The organism is Arthrobacter sp. MDT2-16 (genome assembly GCF_054510925.1).
In genome coordinates this window covers 156257-180688 of the sequence record NZ_JBTNDP010000005.1, presented here as the reverse complement: position 1 = coordinate 180688, position 24432 = coordinate 156257, and the positions used below count along the sequence as shown (strand labels likewise).

Here is a 24432-nt window from a genome sequence, read left to right as displayed (position 1 = left end):
CGCACGCGGCACGGCGGACCCGGCCGGCAGACCGGTGGCGGGCCCGGCCACCGGTCCGGCCATCGGCCGCAGGACCGCGCCGCCGTCACGCCCTGTTTCCCCGATTCCGAACGACTGGAAGGCTCCACGATGACCGAGGCCCTGCCTACGCTCTGGTTCGTCCTGATCGCCGTGCTGTGGGCCGGTTACCTCTTCCTCGAGGGGTTCGATCTGGGCGTGGGCATGCTCATGAAGCTCATGGCCCGCAACGACACCCAGCGGCGCGTGCTGCTCAACACGGTCGGCCCGGTCTGGGACGGCAACGAGGTGTGGCTCATCACGGCCGTCGGTGCCATGTTCGCCGCCTTCCCGCACTGGTACGCCTCACTGCTGTCGGCGCTCTACCTGCCCTTCCTCCTCGTGCTGCTCGGCCTGATCTTCCGCGCCGTCGCCTTCGAGTGGCGCGGCAAGCGCGACAGCGACGCATGGCGCACCCGGTGGGACTGGGCCATCGCCGTCGGGTCCTTCACCGCGGCGGCCGGGATCGGCGCGGCCCTGGCACTGACGACGACGGGACTGCCGCTCGACGCCGACGGCAATCGCGTGGGAGGCGCCCTCGCGTGGGCCACGGCACCGGCGCTCCTCGGGGCCGCCGCCGTCGTGCTGTTCTGCCTCGTCCATGCCGCCGCGTTCATCGCGCTGAAGACCGAGGGCGGTGTGCGGGGCCAGGCGGAGCGCCTGTTCCGCCGGCTCCTGCCCGTCGCGATGCTCCCGTTCCTGGGGTGGGCGCTCCTCGTGCAGGTGGACTCGGGATCGACCCTCACCCGGCTCGCCGTGGTCCTCGCCGTCGCGGCACTCGCGGCGTCCTACCGGTCCGCAGCCGGCGGCCGGGACGGCCGCGCGTTCGCCGCCCTCGGCGTCGGGATGCTCGCGCTCGTCGGGTCGATCTTCGCCGCGGTGTTCCCGGTCGTGCTGCCCTCGACCCTGGACGGCGCTTTCGACCTGACGGTCCAGAACGCCTCGTCCTCGCCCTACACACTCGGCCTGATGAGCATCGTCGCGTGCTTCGGCCTGCCGCTCGTGCTCGCGTACCAGGCGTGGACGTACTGGGTCTTCCGGCGGCGCGTGTCCGAGGCGAGCATCCCCAAGGCACACCCCGTGGTGGCCCTGTGAGCGCCGCCGGCGGGACACCCGGCCCCGCGGCGTCCCGTCGCAGCCCCCTGGCCGTGCTGACATCGGGCGGACCGGCCGGGGCCGCAGGGTCGACGTCGGCCGTGTATCTCCTCGGGGTGCTCGCCGCAGCCCGCGCCGGAGGACTCGTGCTCATGGCCCAGGCACTCGCCCTGGGTATCGCCTCTCTCGCGGCAGGGTCGCTGGACGTCCGCGCGGTCCTGCTCCAGGGCGTCCTCGGCGCGGTCCTGCGTACCGTCGCCGCCTGGGGTCAGGACGCCACCGCCGCGCGCCTCGCCGTCGGCGTGAAGGAGCGGCTGCGGGAGGCCGCGCTGCTGCGCGTGCTCGACGACGGAGGCACCACGTCCGCGGCCGCACCCGGCAGCGGCCAGGGGTCCCTCGCGGTGCTGCTCACCCGCGGTATCGACGGCCTCGACAAGTACTACACGCAGTATCTGCCCGCACTGATCACGTGCGCCGTGGTGCCACTGCTCGTCGGCGTCCGGGTCCTCGCGGCCGATTGGGTCAGCGCCCTCATCATCGTCCTCACGGTGCCGCTGGTGCCCGTGTTCATGGCCCTGATCGGCCTGCACACGCAGGAGCGCACGCAGCAGGCGGCCGCGGCCCTAGGACGCCTGTCCGACCACCTCCTCGAGCTCGCCCGGGGGCTCCCGGTCCTCGTGGGCCTCGGGCGTGCGGCGGAGCAGACGCGGGCGCTGCGTGACATCGCCGGTGCGTACACCTCCCGCACCATGACGACGCTGCGCACGGTGTTCCTCTCCTCCCTCGCCCTCGAACTCATCAGTACCATCTCGGTGGCCGTCGTCGCGGTGTTCGCCGGGGTCCGCCTGATCCACGGCGACCTGGGGCTGGAGACGGCCCTGATCGCGCTGATCCTGGCACCGGAGTGCTACGGCCCGCTCCGCGACGTCGGCGCCGCGCACCACGCCAGCGAGGACGGCGAGGAAGCCGGAGCGCGCGTGCGTGCGGTCATCGAGGCTCCTGCGGCGGGTCCGGCCGCCGTCGTGCCGCCGGTGGAGGATCCGGCCGGCGTCGTTCCCGACCCGGAGGCTGCCCGAGCGGTGGTCGCTGCCCGAGCGGGCGGCGACCTCCGGATCGAGGGGCTGACCGCGCGCTACGACGGCCTGCTCGAGCCGGTCCTCGCGGACGTCTCGTTCGTCGTCGAGCGGGGCTCCGTCGTGGCCCTCCGCGGCCCCAGCGGGTCGGGCAAGTCGACGCTCATGCGCGTGCTGGCCGGGGGAGCGGCAGTCCCGGCCGGGCTCCGGACGGAAGGACGCATCACGGGCCTGCCGGAGGGCGTCGCGTGGGTGCCGCAGCATCCGGCGCTCCTGACGGAGACGGTCCGCGCGGAGCTGGCCCTGTACGGCGGACTCGACGAGGACGCCCCTGCCATCGACCACCAGCTCGACGCCGTCGGCGCCGCAGGACTGGCCGACCGGCACACCGGGCAGTTGAGCCCGGGGGAACTGCGGCGTGTCGCCGTCGCCCGCGCACTGTCGAGGGCGCAGGATCCGTCGGTGGGCCTCCTGCTGCTCGACGAACCGACGGCCCACGTGGACCCGGACGCGTCGCGTGCCATCCGCTCGGCCATCGAGGCACGCCGGCCGGGGCTCACGGTCCTGCTGATCGCGCACGACGACGAGACGGCAGCCATCGCCACCGCCGAGGTACGCCTCGACGCGCAGCGGGTCGACGCGCTCGCCCCGGTCGGTGTGCTCACTGCGGGATACCGATCAGTGGCTCTCCGTGCTCAGCCAGTTCTCACGCATGCCCGCGAGCTCGCCGGACCGCACGCGACCTCATCGGACGCGACCGGACCGCACACCGGCGCACCGGACACCGCACGGCACGCTGCCGGACACCAGGTGGCGCCGCGCACCGCGCCGCCCGCCGCCCGGCCCGCTCCCGTACCCGGTGACACCGCGCCGGGGGAGGAGAGCCCTACAGGACCGACCCGGGAGGTCTCCCTCCTCCGGTCGGGGCGCGACGTCCTCGCCCTCGTGCGGCCCTGGGACCGTCGCTTCGCTGCCGCGGCGGCGCTCGGTCTCGGCGCCTCGGTCTTCGCCGTCGCACTCACCGCCCTGAGCGGCTGGCTGATCGTGCGCGCCGCCGAGCAGCCGCCGATCCTGTACCTGCTCACCGCCATCGTCGGTGTCCGGTTCTTCGGGATCGGGCGGTCCCTCCTGCGCTACGAGGAACGCCTCTGGCTGCACCGCGCCGTGTTCCACCGGGCCGACGACACACGCCTGCGCCTGTGGACCGGACTCCTCCGATCGGGGTCCTCGTGGCGGACCCTGGCCCGCGGGTCCGGCGGCGTCGAGCGGCTCGTCGGCGACATCGACGAACTGCGGGACCTCTCGTCCAGGGCCCTGCTGCCGTTCCTCACGGCGGTGCTCACCGGACTCGCGGCACTCGTCACGACCGCCGTCCTGCACCCCGCATCCCTGGGCTGGCAGGCTCTGGCGGTCGGCGTGGCCGTCGTCGTCGCTCCCGTCGTGGCCGTGCTCCGCGAGCGGGCGGCGGGGTCCGCGGCCGTGCAGGTACGCGCGGACGCCCTCGCGCGGGTCACCGGCCTGCTGGCGGCAGCGCCCGACCTCCGGGTGAACGGAGCGCACCGGGCCGCACTGGAGTCGACGCGCCGCCTGGACCGTGCGGCATCGGCTGCCGCACGCCGGTCGGCAGCCGCCGCGGGAGCAGCGACCGCGCTGATCATCGCCGCGTGCTGCACCGCGTCGCTCGGCATCCTCGTGCACTCGGCCGCCCTGCCCGCGGACACGACGGCGGTGCTCGTGCTCATGCAGCTCGCGCTGGTCGAGCCCTTCGTCGCCGGTGCATCGGCCGTGCAGCACTGGGGCCCGCTGTCCGCCGTCGCCCGCCGCATCCTCCCGATGCTCGCGCCGCCGCAGGACGGGGATGCCCCCGTGGCCGACGGTGACGGACCGGCCCTGGTACCGGTGAGGCGGCTGGACCTGGAAGGCGCAGGAGTAGGGTACGAACCCGGCCGGCCGGTGGTCACCGACGTGGACCTGCACCTCGCCCCGGGGACCTGGACGGCCCTCACCGGCCCGTCCGGCAGCGGGAAGTCGACCCTGATCGGAGCCCTGGCAGGGTTCCTGCCGCTCGAGCAGGGACGGCTGCTCGCGGACGGCATGCAGGTCCCCGACGGGGCGGCGCCGTTCGTCGCCTGGTGCCCGCAGGAGAGCCACCTGTTCAACTCGAGTCTGCGTTCCAACCTGCAGCTCGCGCGGTCCGCCGGGGATGCGGCGACCGACGACGAGCTCGAGGGAGCCCTCCGCGCGGTGGGACTCACGCCGCTGGTGTCCGGTCTCGAGGACGGCCTGGACGCGCAGGTCGGTGCCGGGGGATCGCGGCTGTCCGGCGGGCAGCGGCAGCGGCTCGCCGTCGCGCGAGCACTGCTGACACGCTCCGGCGTCCTCCTCCTCGACGAGCCCACCGCGCACCTCGACGCCGAGGGCGCCCGTTCACTGCTCGAGGACCTGCGGCGCGGACTGACCGGCACGGCGGTCCTGCTGGTGACGCACGACGCCGATGAGGCGATGCTGTGCGACGCCATGGTCGAGCTGCGGGCCGCCGTCCCCTCCTGCGCGTAACGCTCCGCACGGGCGGACCGCCCTGCCATACGCTGGGATCATGAGTACCTCCGACACGCCCGGGCAGCATCCCGACACCGGGAGCGCTGCAGCACCCGAGACCCCGACGCTGCCCGGGATGCTGCAGTGGCGTCCGCTCACCTACGCCGACATCGACGGCTGGCTCGCGCTGGTCCGCCGCATCGCGGCCGTCGACGAGCCGGACTGGGTGGAGCAGCGGGCCGACCTCGAGCAGGCACTGCGGGCCTCCAAGAACGACCCGCGCCGCGACACCGTCGCAGGGTTCGACGGGGACGGTACGCCCCGCGCCTTCGGCCGCCTGTCGATGAACACGGGGTCCTCGCTCGTCCACGGTGGCGGCGGTGTGGACCCGCAGTGGCGCGGACGGGGCATCGGGCGGGCCGTCCTCGCCTGGCAGGTGCTGCGGGCACGCGAGCGTCTGCGCGAGACCGGCCAGGCGGAGGGGACCTTCAGGAACTACGTCGAGGAACGCAATCCGTCGCACCTGGCCCTGCTCAGGGCGAGCGGGAGCACCATCGTGCGGTACTTCACCGAGATGACGAGGCCGCTGGACCAGCCGATCCCCGACCTGCCCTTCCCGCCGGAGCTGGAGCTCCTGAGCTTCGCCGAGGGTGCCCACCGGAACATCACGGAACTGGTCCGCCTCGCCCACAACGACGCCTTCCAGGACCACTGGGGGAGCGAGCCGCGCGACCAGGAGTCGTGGCAGTTCACCGTCACCCATCCTGAATTCCGCGCCGACTGGAGTCTGGCGCTCCTGGACCCGGCGACGGGCGAGGTGGCGGCCTACCAGTTGGCCAGCTTCGACCCCGACTCCCCGGAACTGCTGGGCCACGCGGAGGGGTACACGGACCTGCTGGGTGTGCGGCGGACCTGGCGCGGCCGCGGATTGGCCCCGGCGCTTCTGGCCGAGGCGATGAAGCGCTACCGGGCCGCCGGGATGGACAACGCGGGTCTGGGCGTCGACACCGAGAACCCTTCGGGAGCCCTCGGGCTGTACGAGCGCATGGGCTACGTGCCGACGCAGCGCGTGATCGTCTTCGACCTGCCCCTCACCGCCGAGGCTGACTGACCGGCGTGGCGGGCGCCCGGCGCGGGTGCCTGCCGGTGGGGACGCTAGAGCAGCGTGCCCTGACCGTCGTCGGACCCGTCCTGAGAGACGGAAGAATCCGATGCGGATCCGTCCACGAGCCGCACCCCGGCGACGGAGGCGTCCGACGCCGCCGGGCCCGCCGACCCGGCCGGCACCACCGGGCGTGACGCCTCGATGAGCCCGGCCAGGTTCGGACCCACGGCGTCGATCTGCTGGGTGAGCGGCACACCCGAGCCGTCGCGGCGACCGTGCTCGGTGGGCAGCGCCCGTGCCACGCCGTTCGCCGACGCCGCCCGCGCCGGACCGTGCCCGGCCCAGGCCAGCGACAGCGCGTCCTCGCCGCGCAGGAAACGGTGCGCCCGCACGCCCGCGGTGGCCCGGCCCTTGATCGGGTATTCGGAGAACTCGGTGATCTTCGCCGATCCGGCGGCGGTGCCGGGCAGGGCGTTCCCGGCCGCGGCGACCGTCACCACCACGCCCTGCTCGTCTCCGGGCGCCACCGCGCCGAAGTGCAGTACGGCGTCCCCGGCGGCGAGCTTGATGCCCGCCATGCCGCCCGCCGTCCTGCCCTGCGGGCGCACCGCCGACGCCGGGAAGCGCAGCAGTTGCGCGAGGCGCGTGATGAACACGAGATCGTCGGAGTCCGAGGCGGAGGCGACACCCACCACCCTGTCCTTGGGCTTGAGCGCGATGACCTCCCAGTCGTCGCGGTTCAGCGGGTGGTCCGCCTGGACGCGCTTGACGACGCCCTGGGACGTCCCGAGGGCCACCACGCCGTTCAGCGGTGCCAGTCCCACGAGGCTCTCGCCGCGGTCGAGCGTGATGAACTCCGACGACGGCACGCCGCCCGCGAGGTTCGGCACCCCGGCGGTGGGGGGCAGGGCGGGCATGTCCATGACCTGGAGGCGGATCATCCGGCCGGCGGAGGTCACGGCCGCCACCTCTCCGCGGGCCGTCGAGGGCAGCACGGACCGGAAGGCGTCGTGCTTGATCCGCTGCCCGTCACCCAGGGGCTGGCGGTCGGAGGTGCGAGCGAGCTGCCCGGACGCCGAGAGCAGCACCCAGCAGGGGTCGTCGGCGATCTCGAGCGGCATCACCGCCTTGGTGCCCTTGCCGGCAGGGGCGGGCAGTGTGGACCCCTTCAGCGGGGCCGCGGCCTCGGACTCCAGCAGGACCGTCCGGCGCGGTGTGGCGAACTGCTCTGCCAGTTCGGCGAGCTCGTCGGACACGAGGGTGCGCAGGCGTTCCTCGGATCCGAGGATGGCCTCCAGCTCGGCGATCTCCCGGCGGAGCTGCTCCTGCTCCTTCTCCAGCTCGATCCGCGAGTACCGGGTGAGCTGCCGCAGGCGGAGTTCGAGGATGTAGTTCGCCTGGATCTCGGTGAGGTCGTAGATCGCCATGAGCCGCTCGCGGGCGGCTGCCGACTCGTCGGAGGACCGGATGATCTGGATGACCTCGTCGATGTCCACGATCGCGACGAGCAGGCCCTCGACCAGGTGCAGGCGGTCACGCTTGCGCCGCAGCCGGTAGGAGGTGCGGCGTCGGACCACGAGGATCCGGTGGGACACGTAGACCTGCAGGAGTTCCCGGAGTCCCAGCGTGCGCGGCTGCCCGTCCACGAGCGCCACGTTGTTGATCCCGAACGAGTCCTCCATGGGCGTGAAGCGGTAGAGCTGGGCGAGCACGGCGTTCGGGTTGAAGCCGTTCTTCAGCTCGATCACCAGGCGGAGGCCGTGGGTCCGGTCCGTCAGGTCCACGATGTCGGAGATGCCCTGCAGCTTCTTGGCGGTGACGGCGTCCTTGATGCGCTCGATCACCTTCTCCGGTCCCACCGTGTACGGCAGTTCGGTGACCACGAGGCCCGTGCGCCGCGCCGACAGCTGCTCCACCGTCACGGTGGCGCGGGTCTTGAAGGAGCCGCGGCCCGTCGCGTAGGCGTCGCGCACGCCGTCGAGGCCCACGATCTTGCCGCCGCTCGGCAGGTCCGGTCCGGGGACGAAACGCGTCAGGTCCTCGAGCGAGGCATCCGGGTGCGCGATGAGGTGGCGGGCCGCCGCGACGACCTCGCCGAGGTTGTGCGGCGGCATGTTCGTGGCCATGCCGACCGCGATCCCGCTGGCGCCGTTGACGAGCAGGTTCGGGAAAGCCGCCGGCAGCACCTCGGGCTGGGTGTGCTCGTTGTCGTAGCTCGGGATGAAATCGACGACGTCCTCGTCGAGGTGGCTGGTCATGGCCAGTGCCGACGGCGCGAGGCGGGCCTCGGTGTAGCGCGGCGCGGCGGGACCGTCGTCGAGGGAGCCGAAGTTGCCGTGCCCGTCGATCAGGGGGAGCCGGAGCGAGAAGTCCTGGGCCATGCGCACCATGGCGTCGTAGATGGCGGTGTCGCCGTGCGGGTGCAGCTTGCCCATGACCTCGCCGACCACGCGCGCGGACTTCACGTGACCGCGGTCCGGGCGCAGGCCCATGTCCGTCATCATGTACAGGATGCGCCGCTGCACCGGCTTCAGGCCGTCCCGCGCATCGGGGAGGGCGCGCGAGTAGATCACGGAGTACGCGTACTCCAGGAAGGACTCCTCCATCTCGGCTTCGACGTCGATGTCGATGATCTTCTCGGTGAAATCCTCCGGCGGTGCGGAGTTCTGGCGCCTGGCCATGTGCGTCGCGGTTCCTCAACAACTCAGGTGATCGGATGGGGTGGTCGGCGCATCTCCGCGCGTCCGGCGGCGGCCCGACCCGGGCCCGAAGCAATGCCGACTACCCTGAGTCTATGGCGACGGACGGACAATACCCGGAATACTGGGAGGCTGATGTCGTCCTGCGGGACGGCGGGACCGGGCACCTGCGCCCCATCTCACCGCTGGACGCGGACGCGGTCCAGGCCTTCCACGTCCGCCAGTCGCAGAACTCCATCTACCTGCGCTTCTTCACGTACAAGGCCAAGCTCAGCGCGAAGGAGCTCAAGCGCTTCACCGAGGTGGACCACCGCGACCGCGTGGCCTTCGTCATCACCCGCGGCGCGGACATCATCGGCATCGGCCGCTACGACCGCCTCGACGACCCGCACGAGGCCGAGGTCGCCTTCAACGTCTCGGACCACCACCAGGGCCGCGGCGTCGGCTCCATCCTGCTCGAGCACCTGGCCGCCGCCGCCCGCGAGAACGGCATCCGGCGCTTCTCCGCCGAGGTGCTGCCCGAGAACCGCAAGATGATCACGGTCTTCGCCGAGGCCGGGTACGAGGTGGAGCGGCACTTCGACGACGGCGTGGTGATGCTGAGCTTCGACATCGACCCCACGCGGAGGTCGCAGGCCGTGATGGAGGCGCGCGAGCACCGCGCGGAGGCCAGGAGCATGAAGGAGCTGCTGACGCCGTCGTCGGTCGCCGTGATCGGCGCGAGCCGGGAGTGGGGCACCGTGGGCTACGCCCTGCTCGAACACCTCACCGACGGCGGGTTCACGGGCCACGTGTACGCGGTGAACCCGGAGGCCTTCGAGCTGCACGGCATGATCTCCCACGCCTCGCTGGCCGAGGTCCCCGAACCCGTGGATCTCGCCGTCGTGGCCGTGCCGCACGACCAGGTGGACGCGGTGGTGGACGACTGCGCGCGGGCCGGGGTCAAGGGACTGCTGGTGGCGACGGCGGGCTACGCCGACGACGGCGACGACGGGCTCGCCCGGCAGCGCGCCCTGGTGCACAAGGCCAGGGCGCACGGCATGCGCGTGGTGGGGCCCGCCTCGCTGGGCCTCGTCAACACGGACCCGGCGGTCCGCCTGAACGCCTCGATGGCACCGGACCTGCCCCGCCGGGGGGCGCTGTCGCTCTTCAGCCAGTCGGCGGGCCTCGGCGTGCTCCTGTACGCGAGCGCCCACCGCCGCGGGCTCGGGGTGTCCTCGGTGATCTCGGCGGGCAACCGCGCGGACGTCTCGGGGAACGACGCCATGCAGTTCTGGGAGGACGACGCGGGCACCCGCGCCGTCGGCCTGTACTTCGAATCGATCGGCAACCCGAGGAAGTTCTCGCGCATCGCCCGCCGACTGGCCAGGACGAAGCCCGTCATCGTCGCGAAATCCGACGTGACCGGCCTGCAGCTGCCGCCCGGCCACGCCGTCCGGACCACCGAGGCGCCGCCCGGCGCCCTCGACTCGATGCTCCGCCAGTCCGGGGTGATGAGGGTCGAGACGACCGAGCAGCTCATGGACATCGCGCAGATCGTCGCGAGCCAGCCCCTGCCGCAGGGTACCGGCGTGGCCGTGTTCAGCAACTCGTCGGCGCTCGGCAAGGTGGTGGCGGACGGCGTCGCCTCGCAGGGCATGACGGTCGCGCGGCTGGAGACCGGCCTGCAGCTCGACACCGGACAGTCCGTGGCCCTGCCCGCCCTCGCCGCGGCTGTGGGGGACGCGCTGGGCGAGGAGTCGGTCCACGCCGCCGTCGTGACCACCCTGCCGGCCCGAGGCCTGACGGCGGAGGCGATCGCAGCATGCCTGCAGGAGTGCGCGGAGCGGGCGGGCAAGCCGGTCGTCGCCTCGTTCACGGGCATCCTGGACGTCCGCCTGCAGCTCGACGGGCTCGTGTCGGCGCCGACCCTGTCCCGAGCCCACGCGCAGCACCCCGGGCAGGATGCGGAGCAGGACGGCGTTGATACCGTCCAGGGGCCGCTCGACGCCGGCGCACCCGCGGCGCCGGCGGGCGCGGGTACCGCCGAACGCGAGACCGCCGCCGTCCTGCCCCTGCAGCGCGGCCTGCCCTGCTTCCCGAGCCCGGGAGCCGCGCTCGCGGCACTGGGCGCCGTCGTCAGGTACGCGCAGTGGCGCGCCCGGGATCACGGCGAGTTCCTTGACCCCGACGGCGTCGACGCCGACGAGGCCTCCCGGATCCTGGCGGAGATCCGGACGCGTGTCGCGGACATCGAGCTCACGCGGCTCACGCCGGACGAATGCACCGCCCTGATGGGTGCCTACGGCATCCGGCTCCTGCCCTCGGCCCGTTTCTCGTCCGCCGACGACGCCGTCGAGCAGGCCGGCCGCCTGGGCTGGCCGGTGGCACTGAAGACCATGGACGAGCACCTGAGGCACCGCCTCGATCTCGGCGGCGTGCGACTGAACATCGACGACGCCGAGTCCCTGCGGCGCAACATCACGCGGATGGAGAAGGTGCTCGCGCCCTTCGGCAGCTTCGGCATGGAGGTGCAGTCGATGGCCCCCTCCGGCCAGGCGTGCAGCATCCGGGCCATCGAGGACCCGCTCCTCGGCCCGGTGCTGTCCTTCGGCCTCGCGGGAGACTCCGTCAACCTCCTCGACGACTGGGCCCACGCCGTCCCGCCGCTGAGCACGGGAGACATCGCGGACCTCGTCCGGGCACCGCGCGCGTCCCGCAAGCTCTTCGGCTACCAGGGCCTGCCGCCGGCGGACGTCGCGGCCGTGGAGGACCTCGTGGCCCGCGTGGCGCTGCTGAAGGACCATCATCCCGAGATCGCGCGGCTCGAGTTCAACCCCGTGCTCGTCGCGTCGTCGGGCCTCACCGTGCTCAGCGCCGTGATCGACGTCGGGAACCCCCAGCGGCGCACGGACAGCGCCCGCCGCGCCATGCGCGACTGACGCGTCGCGGGTTAGGCACAACCCGGGCCGGTGGGGGAAACTGGGGGCATGACCCCATCGCTTTCCGCCCAGTGGCGTGACCTCGATGCATCGCTCGAGCGGGCCGGCTTCTACCCACGCCTCGTGGCCGACGTCGTCCACGACGCCCTCGACGGGCGCGAGCCGCTGTCCCACGTCGCGCATCTCGAGACGCACTTCGAGCGCACCGAGGTGCACCGGCACATCACCGTGCTCGTGCTCACGGAGGACATGCTCGTCATCACGCACGTGGACGACCAGCAGCTCGACGACGCGGGTGAGCAGGTCATGGCGCAGATCTCCACCGAATCCGTCCCCGTCAGCCAGATCCGCTCGGTGGTGCTCAGCTACCTCTACGCCCAGCCGCAGGACTACAAGCCCAGCGACCCCGTCCGCGAGATGACGCTCGCGATCGCCTGGTCCGGCGGCCAGCGCCTCGACATCGGCCCCGCCAGCTGCGGCGACCCCCAGTGCGACGCCGACCACGGCCTTACCGGCACCGTGGCGCAGGAGGACATCGTGCTCCGCGTCAGCGCCGAGGCCGACGGCGCGCAGGCGGTGCAGAACGCGAAGGCGTTCGCCCGGGCGCTGCGCAAGGCCAACACGGCGAGCCCCGCGATCGGCGGGTACATCGGCGCACCCGAGGCGACGACCCGGCGCCAGCCGGGCTTCGGCGGACGGTTCAACCGGGCCCACCACCAGCAGTAGCGGTGGCCCTCCCGCACAAGGAGCCCCTCCCGGCTCCGCCCCTCTACGGTGCCTCCACGGTCGCCGAGGTGATGCCCAGCGCAGCCGTGGCGCTCGGCGTCGACGGCTTCCACAACGCCCTGGCGCTGCCGGCCTCCCGCCGGATCGCCATCGTCATGGTGGACGGCCTCGGCATGTCGCTGCTGCGGAAGTACGCGGCACACGCGCCCTTCCTGCGCGAGAGCCTCGACTCCGCCCGCATCCTCTCCTCCGCGTTCCCCTCCACGACGGCGGCATCGCTGGCCAGCGTCGGGACCGGACTGGCGCCCGGACAGCACGGGATGGTGGGGTACGACGTCCTCGATCCCGCTCAGGACCGCGTGGTCAACATGCTCGGCCACTGGGACGCCGGCGTCGATCCCCTCGCGTGGCAGCCGCACCCCACGGTCTTCGAGCGGGTGTCCGCGCACCTGCCGGTGGTCACGGTCAGCCAGCCGCGCTTCGAGGACTCGCCGATGACGCGGGCGGCCCTGCGCGGCGCCACCTTCGTCGGCGCAGGCACCATCCACGCGCGGATCGATGCCGCCGCGGAGCACCTGGCGAAGACGCCCATGATGCTCATGTACTTCTACGTCAACGACCTCGACAAGGCCGGTCACCGGTACGGGATCGACTCCCCGGAGTGGGTGCGCGCCCTGGAGGACCTCGACGCCGCCCTGAAGCTCCTGGCCCGCAGGGTGCCGCCGGACACCCTGCTGCTGCTGACGGCGGACCACGGCATGGTGGACGTCCCGCCGTCGGGGCGCATCGACTACTCGGAACGCGAGGACCTGCTGGAGGGCGTCGCCCACACGGCCGGCGAACCGCGCATGCTCCACCTCTACCTCGACCCCGGTGTCCCCGCGGAAGGCCGCGACGCGCTGGCCGCGCGCTGGCACGAGGCGTTCGGTTCCCGTGCCTGGATCCTCACGCGGGAGGAAGCCGTGGCCCAGGGTTACTTCGGAACCGTGGACGACGCCGTCCTGCCCCGCATCGGGGACATCCTCGTCCTGGCGCGCGAGCCGATCGCCCTCATCGACGGACGGCGCGTCCAGGCCGGCGCGTTCGAGATGGTGGGGCAGCACGGCTCCCTCACCCGGGCCGAGCGCGACATCCCGCTGCTGACGCTGAACAAGCCCGCCGGTCCCAGGCGCCGGAGCGGCAGGGGGGCCGGACGTGGCTGAGCTCCTGTTCTTCTCGGGCACCATGGACTGCGGGAAATCCACCCTCGCCCTGCAGATGGACCACAACCACAAGGCCCGCGGGCGGAAGGGGCTGCTGTTCAGCTCCCACGACCGCGCCGGGGAGTCGACGATCTCGAGCCGCCTGGGACTGCAGGTGTCCGCCGTCGAGGTGTTCCCGGACACCGACTTCTGGGTGGAACTGACCGTCCGGCAGACCATGGGGGCCCGGATCGACTACATCATCTGCGACGAGGCCCAGTTCTACACGACCGACCAGATCGACCAGCTGGCGCGCGTCGTGGACGAGATGAACATCGACGTCTTCAGTTTCGGCATCACCTCGGACTTCCGCACCAGGCTGTTCCCCGGGTCGCAGCGCCTCATCGAGCTCGCAGACCGCGTGCAGGTCCTGCAGGTCGAGGCCCTGTGCTGGTGCGGCAAGCGGGCTACCCACAACGCCCGGACGGTGGACGGCGTCATGGTCGTCGAGGGCGACCAGATGGTGGTCGGGGACGTCGACCAGCCCGGTGACCCCGATGCGGTGCTCGGGTCCGCGCTCGATGCCGCGCTCGAGGGGGTGCGGGAGCCGGTCTTGGACGCCGTGCTCGAACCGGTGCCCGACACCAAACCTGACCGCACGCCCGGCCGGGCGCCCGACCACCGCCGGGAACCGCTCACCGATACCCGCCGCGAACCGGTGGTCGGTTACGAGACGCTGTGCCGACGGCACCATATGCGCCGGCAGACCTCCAGGACGTCGCCGTCGCTCTACTCCAACGAGATGCCGCTGCCCTTCGAATCGAAGCAGGGATCCGGCAGACTCCGACGATGACGCACACGGGTGCCGAAGCCGCAGAGCGGAGCGACCACGACCCCCTGAGGGTTCCGTTCTGGATCGTCCTGGCGGGTGTGGGGGCCGGAGCCTTCTGGGCGCTGGCAGGGGTGGCCCTGGGAGCCGCCGTCGCCCGTAGCCGCGACGGCGGACACCGACCTCCCCGCAGGACCGGGCGCCGCTAGTCGCCCTTGCGTCCGAAGACGATGTCGTCCCAGCTCGGGACGCTCGACCGCTTGGGCTTGGGCCGGCGCTCCGCCGACGCCTCGGTGCCGGTCTTCGCCGTGTCCTTCGCCGCCTCCTTGGCCGCGTCCCCGCCCGTGTCCTGCCCGGAGTCGTCGGAGGCCGCCGCGGCCGCGCCGCGACCGGATGCCCTTCCCGCTGCCGGAGCGCCGGGGTCCTGCGTCTCCGGAGCGGGCGGCTGCAGCCGGCGCGCGGGCTGCGCGAAGATGCTGATCTCCCGGGTCTCGGTGCTGACGCCGTCGTAGAGTCTCGGGGTGCCGTCCTCGTGGAGCGTGGCGTCCTGCGCCGCGCCCAAGACGTCGTCGCCGTCCGCCGTGCGGGGCGCCAGCGAGAGACCGGGCACGGGGACGTCCTCGTCCTCCTGCTCGTCGTCGGTGCCCTCGGCGTTCCTGGGGTGGGCGGCGGGGATACCGCCGCGGCTCAGGAGCTCGGCGAGGGCGTCATCGCCGTCCTCGTCGGCTCCGAGGCGCTGGCCGCGCCGTGAGCGGAGCACGTCCAGCAGGCCGTCCTGATCCGCCGGCGGGGTCTCGGGGGCCTCCTCGGCCTCCGCCTCGAAGTCGAAGACGCGGTCCGCGACGGCGCTGAGCCGGCGGGAGGGCAGCGGGCCGTCGAGCGGCTCCAGTTCGCTGAGCACCTGCGCCCACCGGTTGCCGTTGGCGACCGTCTTCCGGGTCGGGTTGTACGTCCACTGCGCGGGGGGCTCCTCCCCGAGGTCCACCGTCGAACCGTCGGGCAGGTCGAAGGACGCCTCGACGTGCCACGAGCCGTCCTGGCGCCGCCAGGAATCCCACTCGAGCGACGCCGGGTCCATCCCGTAGCTGCGCACCCGGAATGTCACCATGTCCCCGAGCAGGGCGGGGTTGTCGCCGAAGGCGGAGCGGTAGCCGTCGTGGCTCGGCAGGGGGGTCGCGACCTCGACGCGCTGCGCGAGGTACGCCACGTAGTCGCGCTCGGCGCGGACCGGGCCCTCGTACCGCTGCACGTGGGACAGTTCGAGCCCGGACTCGGCGGCGACCTGCTCCGCCGTCGCACCTGCGCGGATGCGCGCCTGGATGTCGCGGGGCGTCAGGGGGACCGGGGCCTTGGCAGGCTTCTGGCGGGGAGCGGCCTGCGGCGGCGCGGGGGCCGGCGAGGCTCCGGCGGTGCTCGCGGTGCGCAGTGCGTCGTCGACGGGCAGCCGGTAGGACGTGCCCTCCTCGCCGCTCAACAGCAGATGTTCGCCATCCACACCCACCAGGCGTAACTCCTGCATCGAATCCTCCAGCCGACAATAATTCCTAGGGGAAACTGTGCCATTGAATGGCGGCCATTCCTACTACGCGCGAAGGCGTGGCGCACGTCGCAGCGGCGGCGGGCACAAATCCGGCGGTTTCCGCGTTATGCGATTCCGATGGAACCCGTCCGGAGGGCGGGGGTCGATGACGGGGGAAAGAGGCAGGTATGGCGATGGAACACCAGGCACAGCACGCAGCGGGCGATGACGGAGCATCCCGCGACCCGGGGCACCTCCGGCAGCACGGGGTCCGGCGGACCGCGCCCGGGTCCGGCCCGATGACGGCTTCGGCGACGGCGCTGATGACGCCGCCGGTCGACGAGGACGAGATCGAGGCCGCCGACTCGTTCGACCTGCCCGGAGCCGACCTCTCCAGCGAGGAGATCTCGGTGCAGATCCTCGCGGCGCAGGCCGACGAGTTCACCTGCGCATCGTGCTTCCTCGTGCGCCACCGCTCGCAGATCGCCCTGGACCGGGCCGGGAAGCTCTACTGCATGGACTGCGAGGGCTGAGCGCGAGGTGCGTCAGCGGGCGAGCGCGGCGACGAGACGCTCCGGGTTGCGCGAGGACGCGAGCCAGTAGGGCGTGCGGTCCGCTGGGTCCGTGACCTCGATACGCACCACGGGGGAGATCCATCCCCGGATGCAGAGGTAGGCGAGGCCGTTCAGGCCCGGACCGCGCTGGTAGGTGGCGTCGTCGCCGGTGAACCAGTCCACCGCCCCGAGATAGGCCCGCTCGATGCTCGCGCGGCCCACGGTCAGGGTGGTCGCGGTGACCGTGATGCGCGGTGTCGACAGGATGAGCAGCGTGAAAACGATGATCGCGGTGACGGCTGCGGCGCCGAAGCCGACCTCCGCCGAGATGGGCGCGAACATCACGATCGTGGCCGAGGAGAAGCCCGCGGCGATCAGCCAGATCCACGGGGACGGCCACAGGCGCTCCTCGTAGAGGACGGCCTGGTCGGGGGTGTTCCGGGGGGCTTCCCCTGGCGCGCTGGACATGACACCAGCATTCCACCATTTGTCCGCTGACTCATCCCGGGCCGCCGCCGACGCCGAGGCAAAGGCGCTAAAGTGGGGGGCTGGTAACCGGATAGCTTGCGTGGGAGATGCGGTCAATGGGTACACAGCAGGACCTCCCGGTCCAGATCTTGATGCTCGACGACGGCCTGGAGCCCCCCGCCTATGCCACGGACGGCGACGCGGGCGCGGACCTCCGGACCGCCGTCGACGTCGTGCTGGCGCCGGGCGCGCGTGAGCTGGTCCCCACGGGTGTGGCGATGGCGCTGCCCACCGGCTACGTGGGCCTCGTCCACCCGCGCTCCGGTCTCGCCGCGCGACACGGAGTGACCATCGTCAACGCCCCCGGCACCATCGACGCCGGCTACCGCGGAGAGATCAAGGTCTGCCTCCTCAACACCGACCCCAACGAGACCGTCCGCCTCACGCGCGGCGACCGCATCGCGCAGCTGGTCATCCAGCGCGTCGAACACGCCCGCTTCTCCGTGGTGCACGAGCTGCCGGCGAGCGTCCGCGGCACGGGTGGATTCGGCTCGACCGGCGGATTCACGACACCCGACGCCACGCTGACGGCCGTCGGCATCCCCGAGGGCGGCTGAACCCGCCCTGCGGGCCACGCAGCACGCCCCACGACACACCTCCCCGACCACGTAATCAGGAAAGGACCCCGGACATGGCTTTTGGGCGCCTCAGGAAGAAGAAGCAGGACGACGCCGACGCGTCCCCGATGCAGGACGCGCCGGCCGACGCCGCGGAGGCTCCGAACGCCGGAGACACGACGGCGACCGCGGGCGCCGGGGACGCCACCGGGAGCACGGAGGGCCGGCCCGGCGCCGATGTCCCCCGCGTGCCCGCCGGCCACGTCTCCAGCGCCGACTACGCCCGGGGCACGCTCGGACCGTTCGACGCCGCAGAGCAGGACACGGCGAGCGGATACATCGACCTGGGCGCCCTGCGGATCAACGCGGCCGAGGGCCTGCAGCTCCGCCTCGAAGTCGAGGAGCGCAGCAAGCGTGTCATCGCCGTGACACTGGACCTCGGCGGCTCGACGCTGCAGCTGCAGGCCTTCGCCGCCCCGAAGACCGAAGGACTCTGGGACGAGATCCGGGAGCAGATCGGCGCCTCGGTGGGCGCGCAGGGCGGCACCGTGGAGGAGCGGCCCGGACGCCTCGGGACCGAGCTGCTGGCGAAACTTCCCGCGCAGACCCCGGACGGCCAGGCGGGCTACCGCGTGGCCCGCTTCGTCGGTGTCAACGGTCCGCGCTGGTTCCTCCGCGGTGTGTTCGGCGGTCCCGCAGCGCTCGACCAGAACGCCGCAGCGCCCATCGAGGCGCTCTTCCGCAGCGTCGTGGTGGTGCGCGGCGAGCACCCCCTCCCGCCACGCGAGCTGCTGCCGCTCAAGCTGCCGAAGGACGCCGCAGCCGGCCCTCCCGCAGCCCCCGCCCCCGCGCGCCCGGACCTGAACCCTCTCGAGCGCGGTCCCGAGATCACCGAGACCCGCTAGAGCCCATGACCGCGCGGCAGTACGCCCCCGGTCCCGCCGATCCCCAGGGCCCGGCGGGCCGCTCCGTACCCGCATCGCAGGCGAACCCCCGCCGCGCGGCCTCGTCCGGGCCGGACGTGGCCGCGGGCCCGGCGGCGTCCGGCGCTCCTGCACCCCTGCCGCAGCGCGGCAGGATCAAGGCACGTGGTGTCGTCGCCAGGATCACCATCGCCCCCGTCACGGCCCCGCCGTCGTTCGCCGTCCTCGCGAGGATCGAGTGGAACGGCACGCAGGAGGACGTGCGGCTCATGTGGATGGGTCAGCGGCGCGTCCCCGGCATCGAGGCCGGTGTCGCGCTGCGGTTCGAGGGGATGCTGAGCCGCGTCGGGGGCACCCCCACCGTGTACAACCCGCGCTACGAGATCATCGGACGTCCCGAGGAGTACTGAATGAGCAACCAGACATGAGCCATCCCATCGACGAGCCGGAGGCCGGGCAGCCCGTGCCCGCCGCGGGCGGCGCCGGCCCGGGTGCCCGTCCCACGGCCGCTGCACCGGCCGGCGAGCAGGCGGGCCCGTCGGCGGCGGACCTCGCGACGCAGTACGCGGCGAAGTCCGGGGTGCGTCGCGGCGACTCCGGCCAGATCGACGTGCTGTCCTCGATCGGCGGCGTGCAGGGGCTGGCGGAGAGCATCGGCCCGGGGCTCGTGTTCACGGTGCTCTTCACCTTCACCACGGACCTCCAGGTCTCGCTGATCGCGGCGCTGGCCGTCTCGGCGGTCTTCACCGTGGTGCGGCTCGTCTCGCGGACACCCGTCACCCAGGCCGTGGCCGGGCTGATCGGGGTCGCGGTCTGCGCGTTCGTGGCGCTGCGTACCGGCAACGCCGAGGACTTCTTCCTCCCCGGGTTCTTCATCAACGCCGGCTACATCGTGGCGATGGTGGCCTCGGTGGTGTTCCGGTGGCCCTTCGCCGGACTCCTGTTCGGTTTCATCCGCAACGAGGGCATCGAGTGGCGCAAGGATGCTGCACGCGTCCGCGCCTACGGCGTGGCGACCTGGATCATCGTCACGGTCCTCGCGCTGCGCCTCGTGGTGCAGGTGCCGCTGTACCTCGCGGAGAACGTCGCGGCCCTCGGCTCCACGCGTGTGGCGATGGGCCTGCCGCTCTACGCGCTCGGTCTCTGGCTCGCGTGGGTCGTGTCCCGGCCCGCCGTGCCGGCAGGCGCAGCCTCCGGTTCCGGGACGGCGGACTAGGGAGCCGCTGAGCGTCGGGTCGGCGTCGCGAAGCCTCCGACCGGTGACCCGGCGGCTAGTCCTCGGGCCCGTCGCTGCGGGCGGAGAGGGCGATCCGGAGGTCGTCCTCCGCGGCGATCGCCGCGAGGAAGAACATCTCGTCGCCGCCCTCGACGACGTCGTCAGGGCTCGGCGTGACGGGGGAGTCGTCGCGCAGCACGGCCACGACGGCGCAGTCCTGGGGAAGGGCGATGGAGCCGATCGTGCTGCCGACCAGGGGGGAGTCCGCGGGGACGGTGAACTCGACGATCGAGGACACCCCGGTCTGCAGCGTCAGCAGGCGGACGAGGTCGCCCACCTCCACGGCTTCCTCGACGAGGGCGGTCATCAGGCGCGGGGTGTTGACGGCCACGTCCACGCCCCAGGAGTCGTCGAACATCCAGTCGTTCTTCGGGTTGTTCACCCGGCCCACCGTGCGCCCCACCCCGAACTCGCTCTTGGCGAGCAGCGACACCACCAGGTTCACCTTGTCGTCGCCCGTCGCCGAGACCACGACGTCGGCCTCGTCGAGGCGGGCGTCTTTGAGCGTGGTCAACTCGCAGGCGTCGCCGATCAGCCACTTGGCGCCCTTGAGGCCGCTGCGGCCGATGGCCTCCGGCTTCTCGTCGATCAGCAGGATCTCGTGCTTGTTGCCGAGCAGTTCCCGCGCGATCGAGGATCCCACGCTCCCTGCCCCGGCGATGACGACCCTCATCAGTCCTCCTCCTTCGGCGCCGCGGCGAGGATGCGCGTGATCTCGTCCGTCGCCGTCGTCCTCATCATGGCGTGCAGGGTGTCACCCTGCTGGTAGCTCGTCCCGGCCGTGGGCAGGATGCCCTCGCCGAAGCGCGTGACGTAGGCGATCCGCACGCCGCTCGCGGCCTCGATGCTCCTCAGGGACCTGCCGAGCCAGGCGTCGGCGAGTGCGAGCTCGGCGAGGATCAGCCGGCCCGAGGTCTCCCGGAAGTCGCCGTTGATGGTCTGCTCGGGCAGGATCCGCCGCAGCACCTGGTCGGCGCTCCAGCGGACCGCGGCCACCGTGGGGATGCCGAGGCGCTGGTAGATCTCGGCGCGCCCCGGATCGTAGATACGGGCGACGACGTGCGGTACGTGGAACGTCTCCCTCGCCACGCGCGTGGCGAGGATGTTCGAGTTGTCACCGCTGGAGACGGCGGCGAAGGCGTAGGCGGTCTCGATCTCGGCGTGCTTGAGCGTCTCCCGGTCGAAGCCGACACCCGTGACCTTCCGCCCGCCGAACGAGGAGCGCAGCCGGCGGAACGCACGGTCGTCCTGGTCGATGATCGCCACGGAGTGCCCGGACTCGTCGAGCGTGTGCGCCAGGCTGACGCCCACCCTGCCGCACCCCATGATCACGAAATGAGCCACCGAGGGCACCCCTGATTCCTGCTGTAGATCCTGCTGCCGACCATGCCGTCCCGTGCCGTACCAGCACCAAGCCTAGTGGCTGGGCGCAGGCGCGGACGCGCTAGTCTGGGCTGTGCTGACTTTTCTCGAGGCTGTCAAGAGGGTGCTGGTGGGCAAGCCCTTCGCCAGCGACAGGCTGAGGACCAGGAGCCTGCCGAAACGCCTCGCCCTGCCCGTGTACTCCGCAAGCGCCCTCTCGTCCGTCGCGTACGCCCCCGACGAGATCCTGCTGACCCTCGCCCTCGCCGGAGTGGCCTCGGTCGCCATCTCGCCCTGGGTGGGCCTGGCCGTCATCGCGGTGCTGCTCGTGGTCGTCGCCTCCTACCGCCAGGCCGTCCACGCCTACCCGTCCGGCGGCGGCGACTACGAGATCGCCAAGCGGAACATCGGCCCCCGGGCCGGCACCACCGTCGCGTCGGCCCTCATGATCGACTACCTGCTCACCGTGGCCGTCTCGGTGTCGGCGGCTGCTCAGTACGTCGTCTCGCTCGCCCCGGCGCTCGAGGGCGCCCGCGTGACCCTCGCCGTCGCGGGCGTCGCGGTGCTGGTGCTGCTGAACCTGCGCGGCGTCACGCGGGGCGTCCGTGCCCGCGCGGTCGTCACCTATGCCTTCCTCGCCGGGATCCTCGCCCTGTGCGCCACGGGCATCGTCCGGGCGCTCACGGGCTCGCTCGGGCAGGCGCCGAGCGCCCGGTTCGAGATCGTGCCCGAGGCGGCCCTCGACGCCGGCCTCGTGGGCCTGGCCGGCGGCCTGCTGATCCTGCGGGCGTTCTCGGCCGGCGCCGCGGCGCTGACCGGACTCGAAGGGCCGGCGTCGAACGTGCAGCGCTTCCAGGCGCCGCAGAGCCGCAACGCGGCGACCACCCTCCTGCTCGTGGGCGTCGTCTCCTCCGCGATGCTCGCGGGCGTCATCTACCTCGCCAACGCCACACGCGTGCACGTGGTGCAGAACCCCGCGGCGCAGCTGCTCCTCGACGGACAGCCCGTCCCCGCCGACTACATCCAGGCGCCGGTCATCAGCCAGCTGGCCCGGACCGTCTTCGGAACCGGATCCCCGGCCTTCTACGGTGTCGTCGCGGCGACGGCGCTGATCCTCCTGCTCGCCGGCCACGCGGCCTTCAACGCGTTCCCCGTGCTGGCCTCCATCCTCGCCAAGGACGGCTACCTGCCCCGGCAGCTGCGCACCCGGGGGGACCGGCTGACCTTCAGCAACGGCATCCTCCTGCTCGGGCTGGGCGCCGTGGTGCTGATCCTCGTCTTCCGGGCGGACGTGACAGCGCTGGTCCAGCTGTACATCGTCGGCGTGTTCGTCTCCTTCACGGGGGGACAGCTGGGTCTGGTCCGGCACTGGAGCCGGACCCTGCGCAGCACCGTCGGCGCTCAGGAGCGCTGGTCCATCCGCCGGTCGCTGGCCATCAACGCGCTCGGCTTCGGCCTCACCGCGGCCGTGCTCGTCGTCGTCCTCATCACCAAGTTCGAGTACGGGGCGTGGATCGCGGTGCTCGCCATGGCGATGCTCTTCGCCGTCATGCGCAGCATCAAGAAGCACTACGACGTGGTGGCCGCCGAACTCGCGATCGACGACGCCGTGCACCTGCGGGCCCTTCCCTCCCGGGTCCACGCCGTGATCCTCGTCTCCCACGTCCGGAAGCCGGTGCTGCGGGCGCTCGCCTTCGCACGGGCCTCACGGCCGTCCCGGCTCGATGCCATCACGGTGGACGTCGACCCCGCCCAGACCCGCCGCACCCTCGCCGACTGGGAGCGATACGAGATCCCCGTGCCCATCACGGTCCTCGCCTCGCCGTACCGCGACACCATCACCCCGATCCTCGACTACATCACCACCATGCGCAGGGACTCCCCGCGCGATCTGGTCGTGGTCTACATCCCCGAGTACGTGGTGGGAAAGTGGTGGGAGCAGCTGGTCCACAACCAGACCGCCCTCCGTATCAAGGCGCGCCTGCACTTCGTGCCCGGCGTGATGGTGGCCAGCGTGCCGTGGCAGCTCGCGTCCTCCGACGCGAGTCGGATCTACCAGGACCTGAAGTAGGAACACACGATGACAGACGCCGTACCACCCGCAGCACCAGCCGCTCCCGGGACCGCCCAGGCGGCGACGGCGGAGCTCACCGTCGAGCGGCCCGCACACGGCGGGCACTTCGTCGCCCGGCACGAGGGCCGTGTGGTCTTCGTCCGCCACGCGCTGCCGGGTGAGCGGGTGCGGGTGCGCTTCACCGAGACGGACGACGGCGCCAGCTTCTGGCGTGCCGACGTCGTCGAGGTACTCGAGGCCTCCCCGCACCGGGTGGCGCATCACTGGCCCCTCGCTGATGCCCTCTTCACCGCCGCCCGCGGACGCGCGGCCGTGGGCGGCGCCGAGTTCGGGCACATCGCCCTCGACGAGCAGCGGCGCCTGAAGGCCGCCATCTTCGAGGAGCAACTCACCCGGCTCGCGCGGACCGAGCGCACGGTGACCGTGGAACCCGCCCCCGGCGAGACGGCGGACGGGCTCGCCTGGCGCACCCGCGCGGCCTTCGCCGTGGACACCGCCGGCCGTCTGGCGATGCACCTGCACCGCTCCCACGCCGTCGCCCCGATCCGGGAGATGCCCCTGGCCGTCCCCGCGATCAACGCGCTGCGGCTCTGGACCCTCGACTTCTCCGGCATCGGACGCGTCGACGTCGCCGCGCCCTCGGGCGGGGGAGAGCCGCTGGTCCTCCTCGTGCCCGCAGCCGGTACGTCCCCGCGCCGCGTCGCCGCCGTGGCGGCCTCGATCGACGGCGCCTCGGTGGGTGTCCTGGATCCCGAGTCCGGCCAGGTGCAGCGCCTGAAGGGACGGACCTGGCTGCAGGAGAGCGTGCTGGGCCTCGACTACCGCGTCACGGGGGCCGGCTTCTGGCAGATCCACCGCGGCGCGCCGGAGGCCCTCGCCTCCGTTGTGCTCGACGGACTCGGGCCCGCCACGGGGGAGCGGGTCGCCGACCTCTACGCCGGTGCGGGACTGTTCACCGTCCCGCTGGCGCGCGCGGTAGGGCCCGGGGGTGCGGTGCTGTCGGTCGAGGGATCGCCCGGGACGAGCCGGGACGCCAAGCGCAACCTGCACGGACAGGACCACGTGGCGATCGTGCAGGGCCGCGTGGATGCCGTCCTGGGCCGGTGGTCCGAGCCGCTGGACGCCGTCCTGCTCGACCCGCCGCGTGCCGGGGCGGGGAAGAAGGTGGTCCGGCAGATCCTCGCAGCAAACCCGCGGGCCGTCGGCTACGTGTCCTGCGACCCGGCGTCGTTCGCCCGCGACCTCGGCTACTTCCTCGCCGCCGGCTGGTCGCTCGACACCCTGCGCGTCTTCGACCTCTACCCCCACACCCACCACATGGAGTCCTTCGCACGGCTCCTGCCACCGTCCGTCTGAGGTATCGCCACACGATGGCAATGGCACCTCGTCCGAAGCCCGAACGTTAGAGTTAAGAA

The 24432-nt window shown here is 72.4% G+C and carries 20 protein-coding genes; 15 read left to right on the top strand and 5 right to left on the bottom strand.

The genetic code is table 11. From position 1 onward, the window contains the following. Positions 1-129 precede the first annotated feature (129 nt). Genes cydB through ACX80N_RS10905 form a run of 3 tightly spaced genes read left to right on the top strand, consistent with a single transcriptional unit; the run spans position 130 to position 5874 of the window. Positions 130-1152 (top strand): cytochrome d ubiquinol oxidase subunit II, encoded by a 1023-nt coding sequence (cydB, locus tag ACX80N_RS10915; protein ID WP_459339411.1) that lies wholly within the window; start codon positions 130-132, stop codon positions 1150-1152. Next, entirely contained in the window at positions 1149-4781 is a 3633-nt protein-coding gene (gene cydC, locus ACX80N_RS10910) for a thiol reductant ABC exporter subunit CydC (protein WP_459339410.1), read from the top strand. The genes cydB and cydC overlap by 4 nt, the downstream gene beginning before the upstream one ends. Positions 4782-4821: 40 nt before the next feature. Further along, positions 4822-5874: a GNAT family N-acetyltransferase gene (locus ACX80N_RS10905; protein WP_459339409.1), complete on the top strand. Its 1053-nt coding sequence runs from the start codon at positions 4822-4824 to the stop codon at positions 5872-5874. Between the two features lie 44 nt (positions 5875-5918). Here ACX80N_RS10905 and ACX80N_RS10900 read toward each other — a convergent pair whose 3' ends face one another. Continuing rightward, entirely contained in the window at positions 5919-8549 is a 2631-nt protein-coding gene (locus tag ACX80N_RS10900) for a DNA gyrase/topoisomerase IV subunit A (protein WP_459339408.1), read from the bottom strand. A gap of 113 nt (positions 8550-8662) precedes the next feature. Here ACX80N_RS10900 and ACX80N_RS10895 point away from each other — a divergent pair, with 113 nt between their 5' ends. The 5 genes from ACX80N_RS10895 to ACX80N_RS10875 are packed head-to-tail and all read left to right on the top strand — an operon-like array spanning position 8663 to position 14433. After that, complete coding sequence (locus tag ACX80N_RS10895; protein WP_459339407.1) at positions 8663-11488, top strand: bifunctional acetate--CoA ligase family protein/GNAT family N-acetyltransferase; 2826 nt, start codon at positions 8663-8665, stop codon at positions 11486-11488. A gap of 48 nt (positions 11489-11536) precedes the next feature. Then, complete coding sequence (locus ACX80N_RS10890) at positions 11537-12214, top strand: DUF5998 family protein (RefSeq protein WP_105030502.1); 678 nt, start codon at positions 11537-11539, stop codon at positions 12212-12214. 2 nt (positions 12215-12216) lie between these two features. Next, on the top strand, positions 12217-13416 hold the full coding sequence (locus tag ACX80N_RS10885; RefSeq protein ID WP_459339406.1) for an alkaline phosphatase family protein: 1200 nt from the start codon (positions 12217-12219) through the stop codon (positions 13414-13416). Continuing rightward, positions 13409-14248: a thymidine kinase gene (locus tag ACX80N_RS10880; RefSeq protein ID WP_459339405.1), complete on the top strand. Its 840-nt coding sequence runs from the start codon at positions 13409-13411 to the stop codon at positions 14246-14248. Before ACX80N_RS10885 ends, ACX80N_RS10880 begins: the two co-directional genes overlap by 8 nt. Continuing rightward, positions 14245-14433 (top strand): hypothetical protein, encoded by a 189-nt coding sequence (locus ACX80N_RS10875; protein WP_459339404.1) that lies wholly within the window; start codon positions 14245-14247, stop codon positions 14431-14433. Before ACX80N_RS10880 ends, ACX80N_RS10875 begins: the two co-directional genes overlap by 4 nt. On the opposite strand, the gene sepH is transcribed toward ACX80N_RS10875, so the two are convergent. Then, positions 14430-15743, bottom strand: coding sequence for a septation protein SepH (sepH, locus tag ACX80N_RS10870; RefSeq protein ID WP_459339403.1), 1314 nt, complete (start codon positions 15741-15743; stop codon positions 14430-14432). The two genes, ACX80N_RS10875 and sepH, sit on opposite strands and share 4 nt — an antisense overlap. Positions 15744-15937: 194 nt before the next feature. On the opposite strand from sepH, the gene ACX80N_RS10865 reads away from it, so the two are divergent. Then, positions 15938-16276 carry a DUF4193 family protein gene (locus ACX80N_RS10865; RefSeq protein ID WP_459339402.1) on the top strand — a complete coding sequence of 113 codons (339 nt, stop codon included), beginning with the start codon at positions 15938-15940 and terminating at the stop codon, positions 16274-16276. Positions 16277-16288: 12 nt separating this feature from the next. Here the strand turns inward: ACX80N_RS10865 and ACX80N_RS10860 are convergent, their stop codons facing one another. Further along, positions 16289-16765 carry a DUF3093 domain-containing protein gene (locus ACX80N_RS10860; RefSeq protein WP_105030499.1) on the bottom strand — a complete coding sequence of 159 codons (477 nt, stop codon included), beginning with the start codon at positions 16763-16765 and terminating at the stop codon, positions 16289-16291. A 116-nt stretch (positions 16766-16881) separates the two neighbouring features. Here ACX80N_RS10860 and dut point away from each other — a divergent pair, with 116 nt between their 5' ends. From dut to ACX80N_RS10840, 4 genes are all read left to right on the top strand, one after another. Beyond that, the gene (gene dut, locus ACX80N_RS10855) at positions 16882-17382 is read left to right on the top strand and encodes a dUTP diphosphatase (protein ID WP_459339401.1); all 501 of its coding nucleotides are present in this window, start codon (positions 16882-16884) and stop codon (positions 17380-17382) included. 74 nt (positions 17383-17456) lie between these two features. Further along, complete coding sequence (locus ACX80N_RS10850) at positions 17457-18287, top strand: DUF3710 domain-containing protein (RefSeq protein ID WP_459339400.1); 831 nt, start codon at positions 17457-17459, stop codon at positions 18285-18287. Between the two features lie 5 nt (positions 18288-18292). Further along, a complete protein-coding gene (locus ACX80N_RS10845; protein ID WP_459339399.1) occupies positions 18293-18715 on the top strand; it encodes a hypothetical protein in 423 nt (140 codons plus the stop codon). Positions 18716-18729: 14 nt separating this feature from the next. Next, positions 18730-19521: a DUF3159 domain-containing protein gene (locus tag ACX80N_RS10840; protein ID WP_459339398.1), complete on the top strand. Its 792-nt coding sequence runs from the start codon at positions 18730-18732 to the stop codon at positions 19519-19521. Positions 19522-19576: 55 nt separating this feature from the next. Here the strand turns inward: ACX80N_RS10840 and ACX80N_RS10835 are convergent, their stop codons facing one another. Together ACX80N_RS10835 and ACX80N_RS10830 are read right to left on the bottom strand one after the other, a co-directional pair. Next, on the bottom strand, positions 19577-20254 hold the full coding sequence (locus ACX80N_RS10835; RefSeq protein ID WP_459339397.1) for a potassium channel family protein: 678 nt from the start codon (positions 20252-20254) through the stop codon (positions 19577-19579). After that, positions 20254-20925 (bottom strand): potassium channel family protein, encoded by a 672-nt coding sequence (locus tag ACX80N_RS10830; protein WP_105030591.1) that lies wholly within the window; start codon positions 20923-20925, stop codon positions 20254-20256. The genes ACX80N_RS10835 and ACX80N_RS10830 overlap by 1 nt, the downstream gene beginning before the upstream one ends. A 112-nt stretch (positions 20926-21037) precedes the next feature. Here ACX80N_RS10830 and ACX80N_RS10825 point away from each other — a divergent pair, with 112 nt between their 5' ends. Beyond that, positions 21038-23014, top strand: coding sequence for an APC family permease (locus ACX80N_RS10825; RefSeq protein ID WP_459339396.1), 1977 nt, complete (start codon positions 21038-21040; stop codon positions 23012-23014). A gap of 9 nt (positions 23015-23023) precedes the next feature. After that, positions 23024-24373, top strand: a complete 1350-nt coding sequence (locus tag ACX80N_RS10820; protein WP_459339395.1) for a class I SAM-dependent RNA methyltransferase — start codon at positions 23024-23026, stop codon at positions 24371-24373. Positions 24374-24432 lie beyond the last annotated feature (59 nt).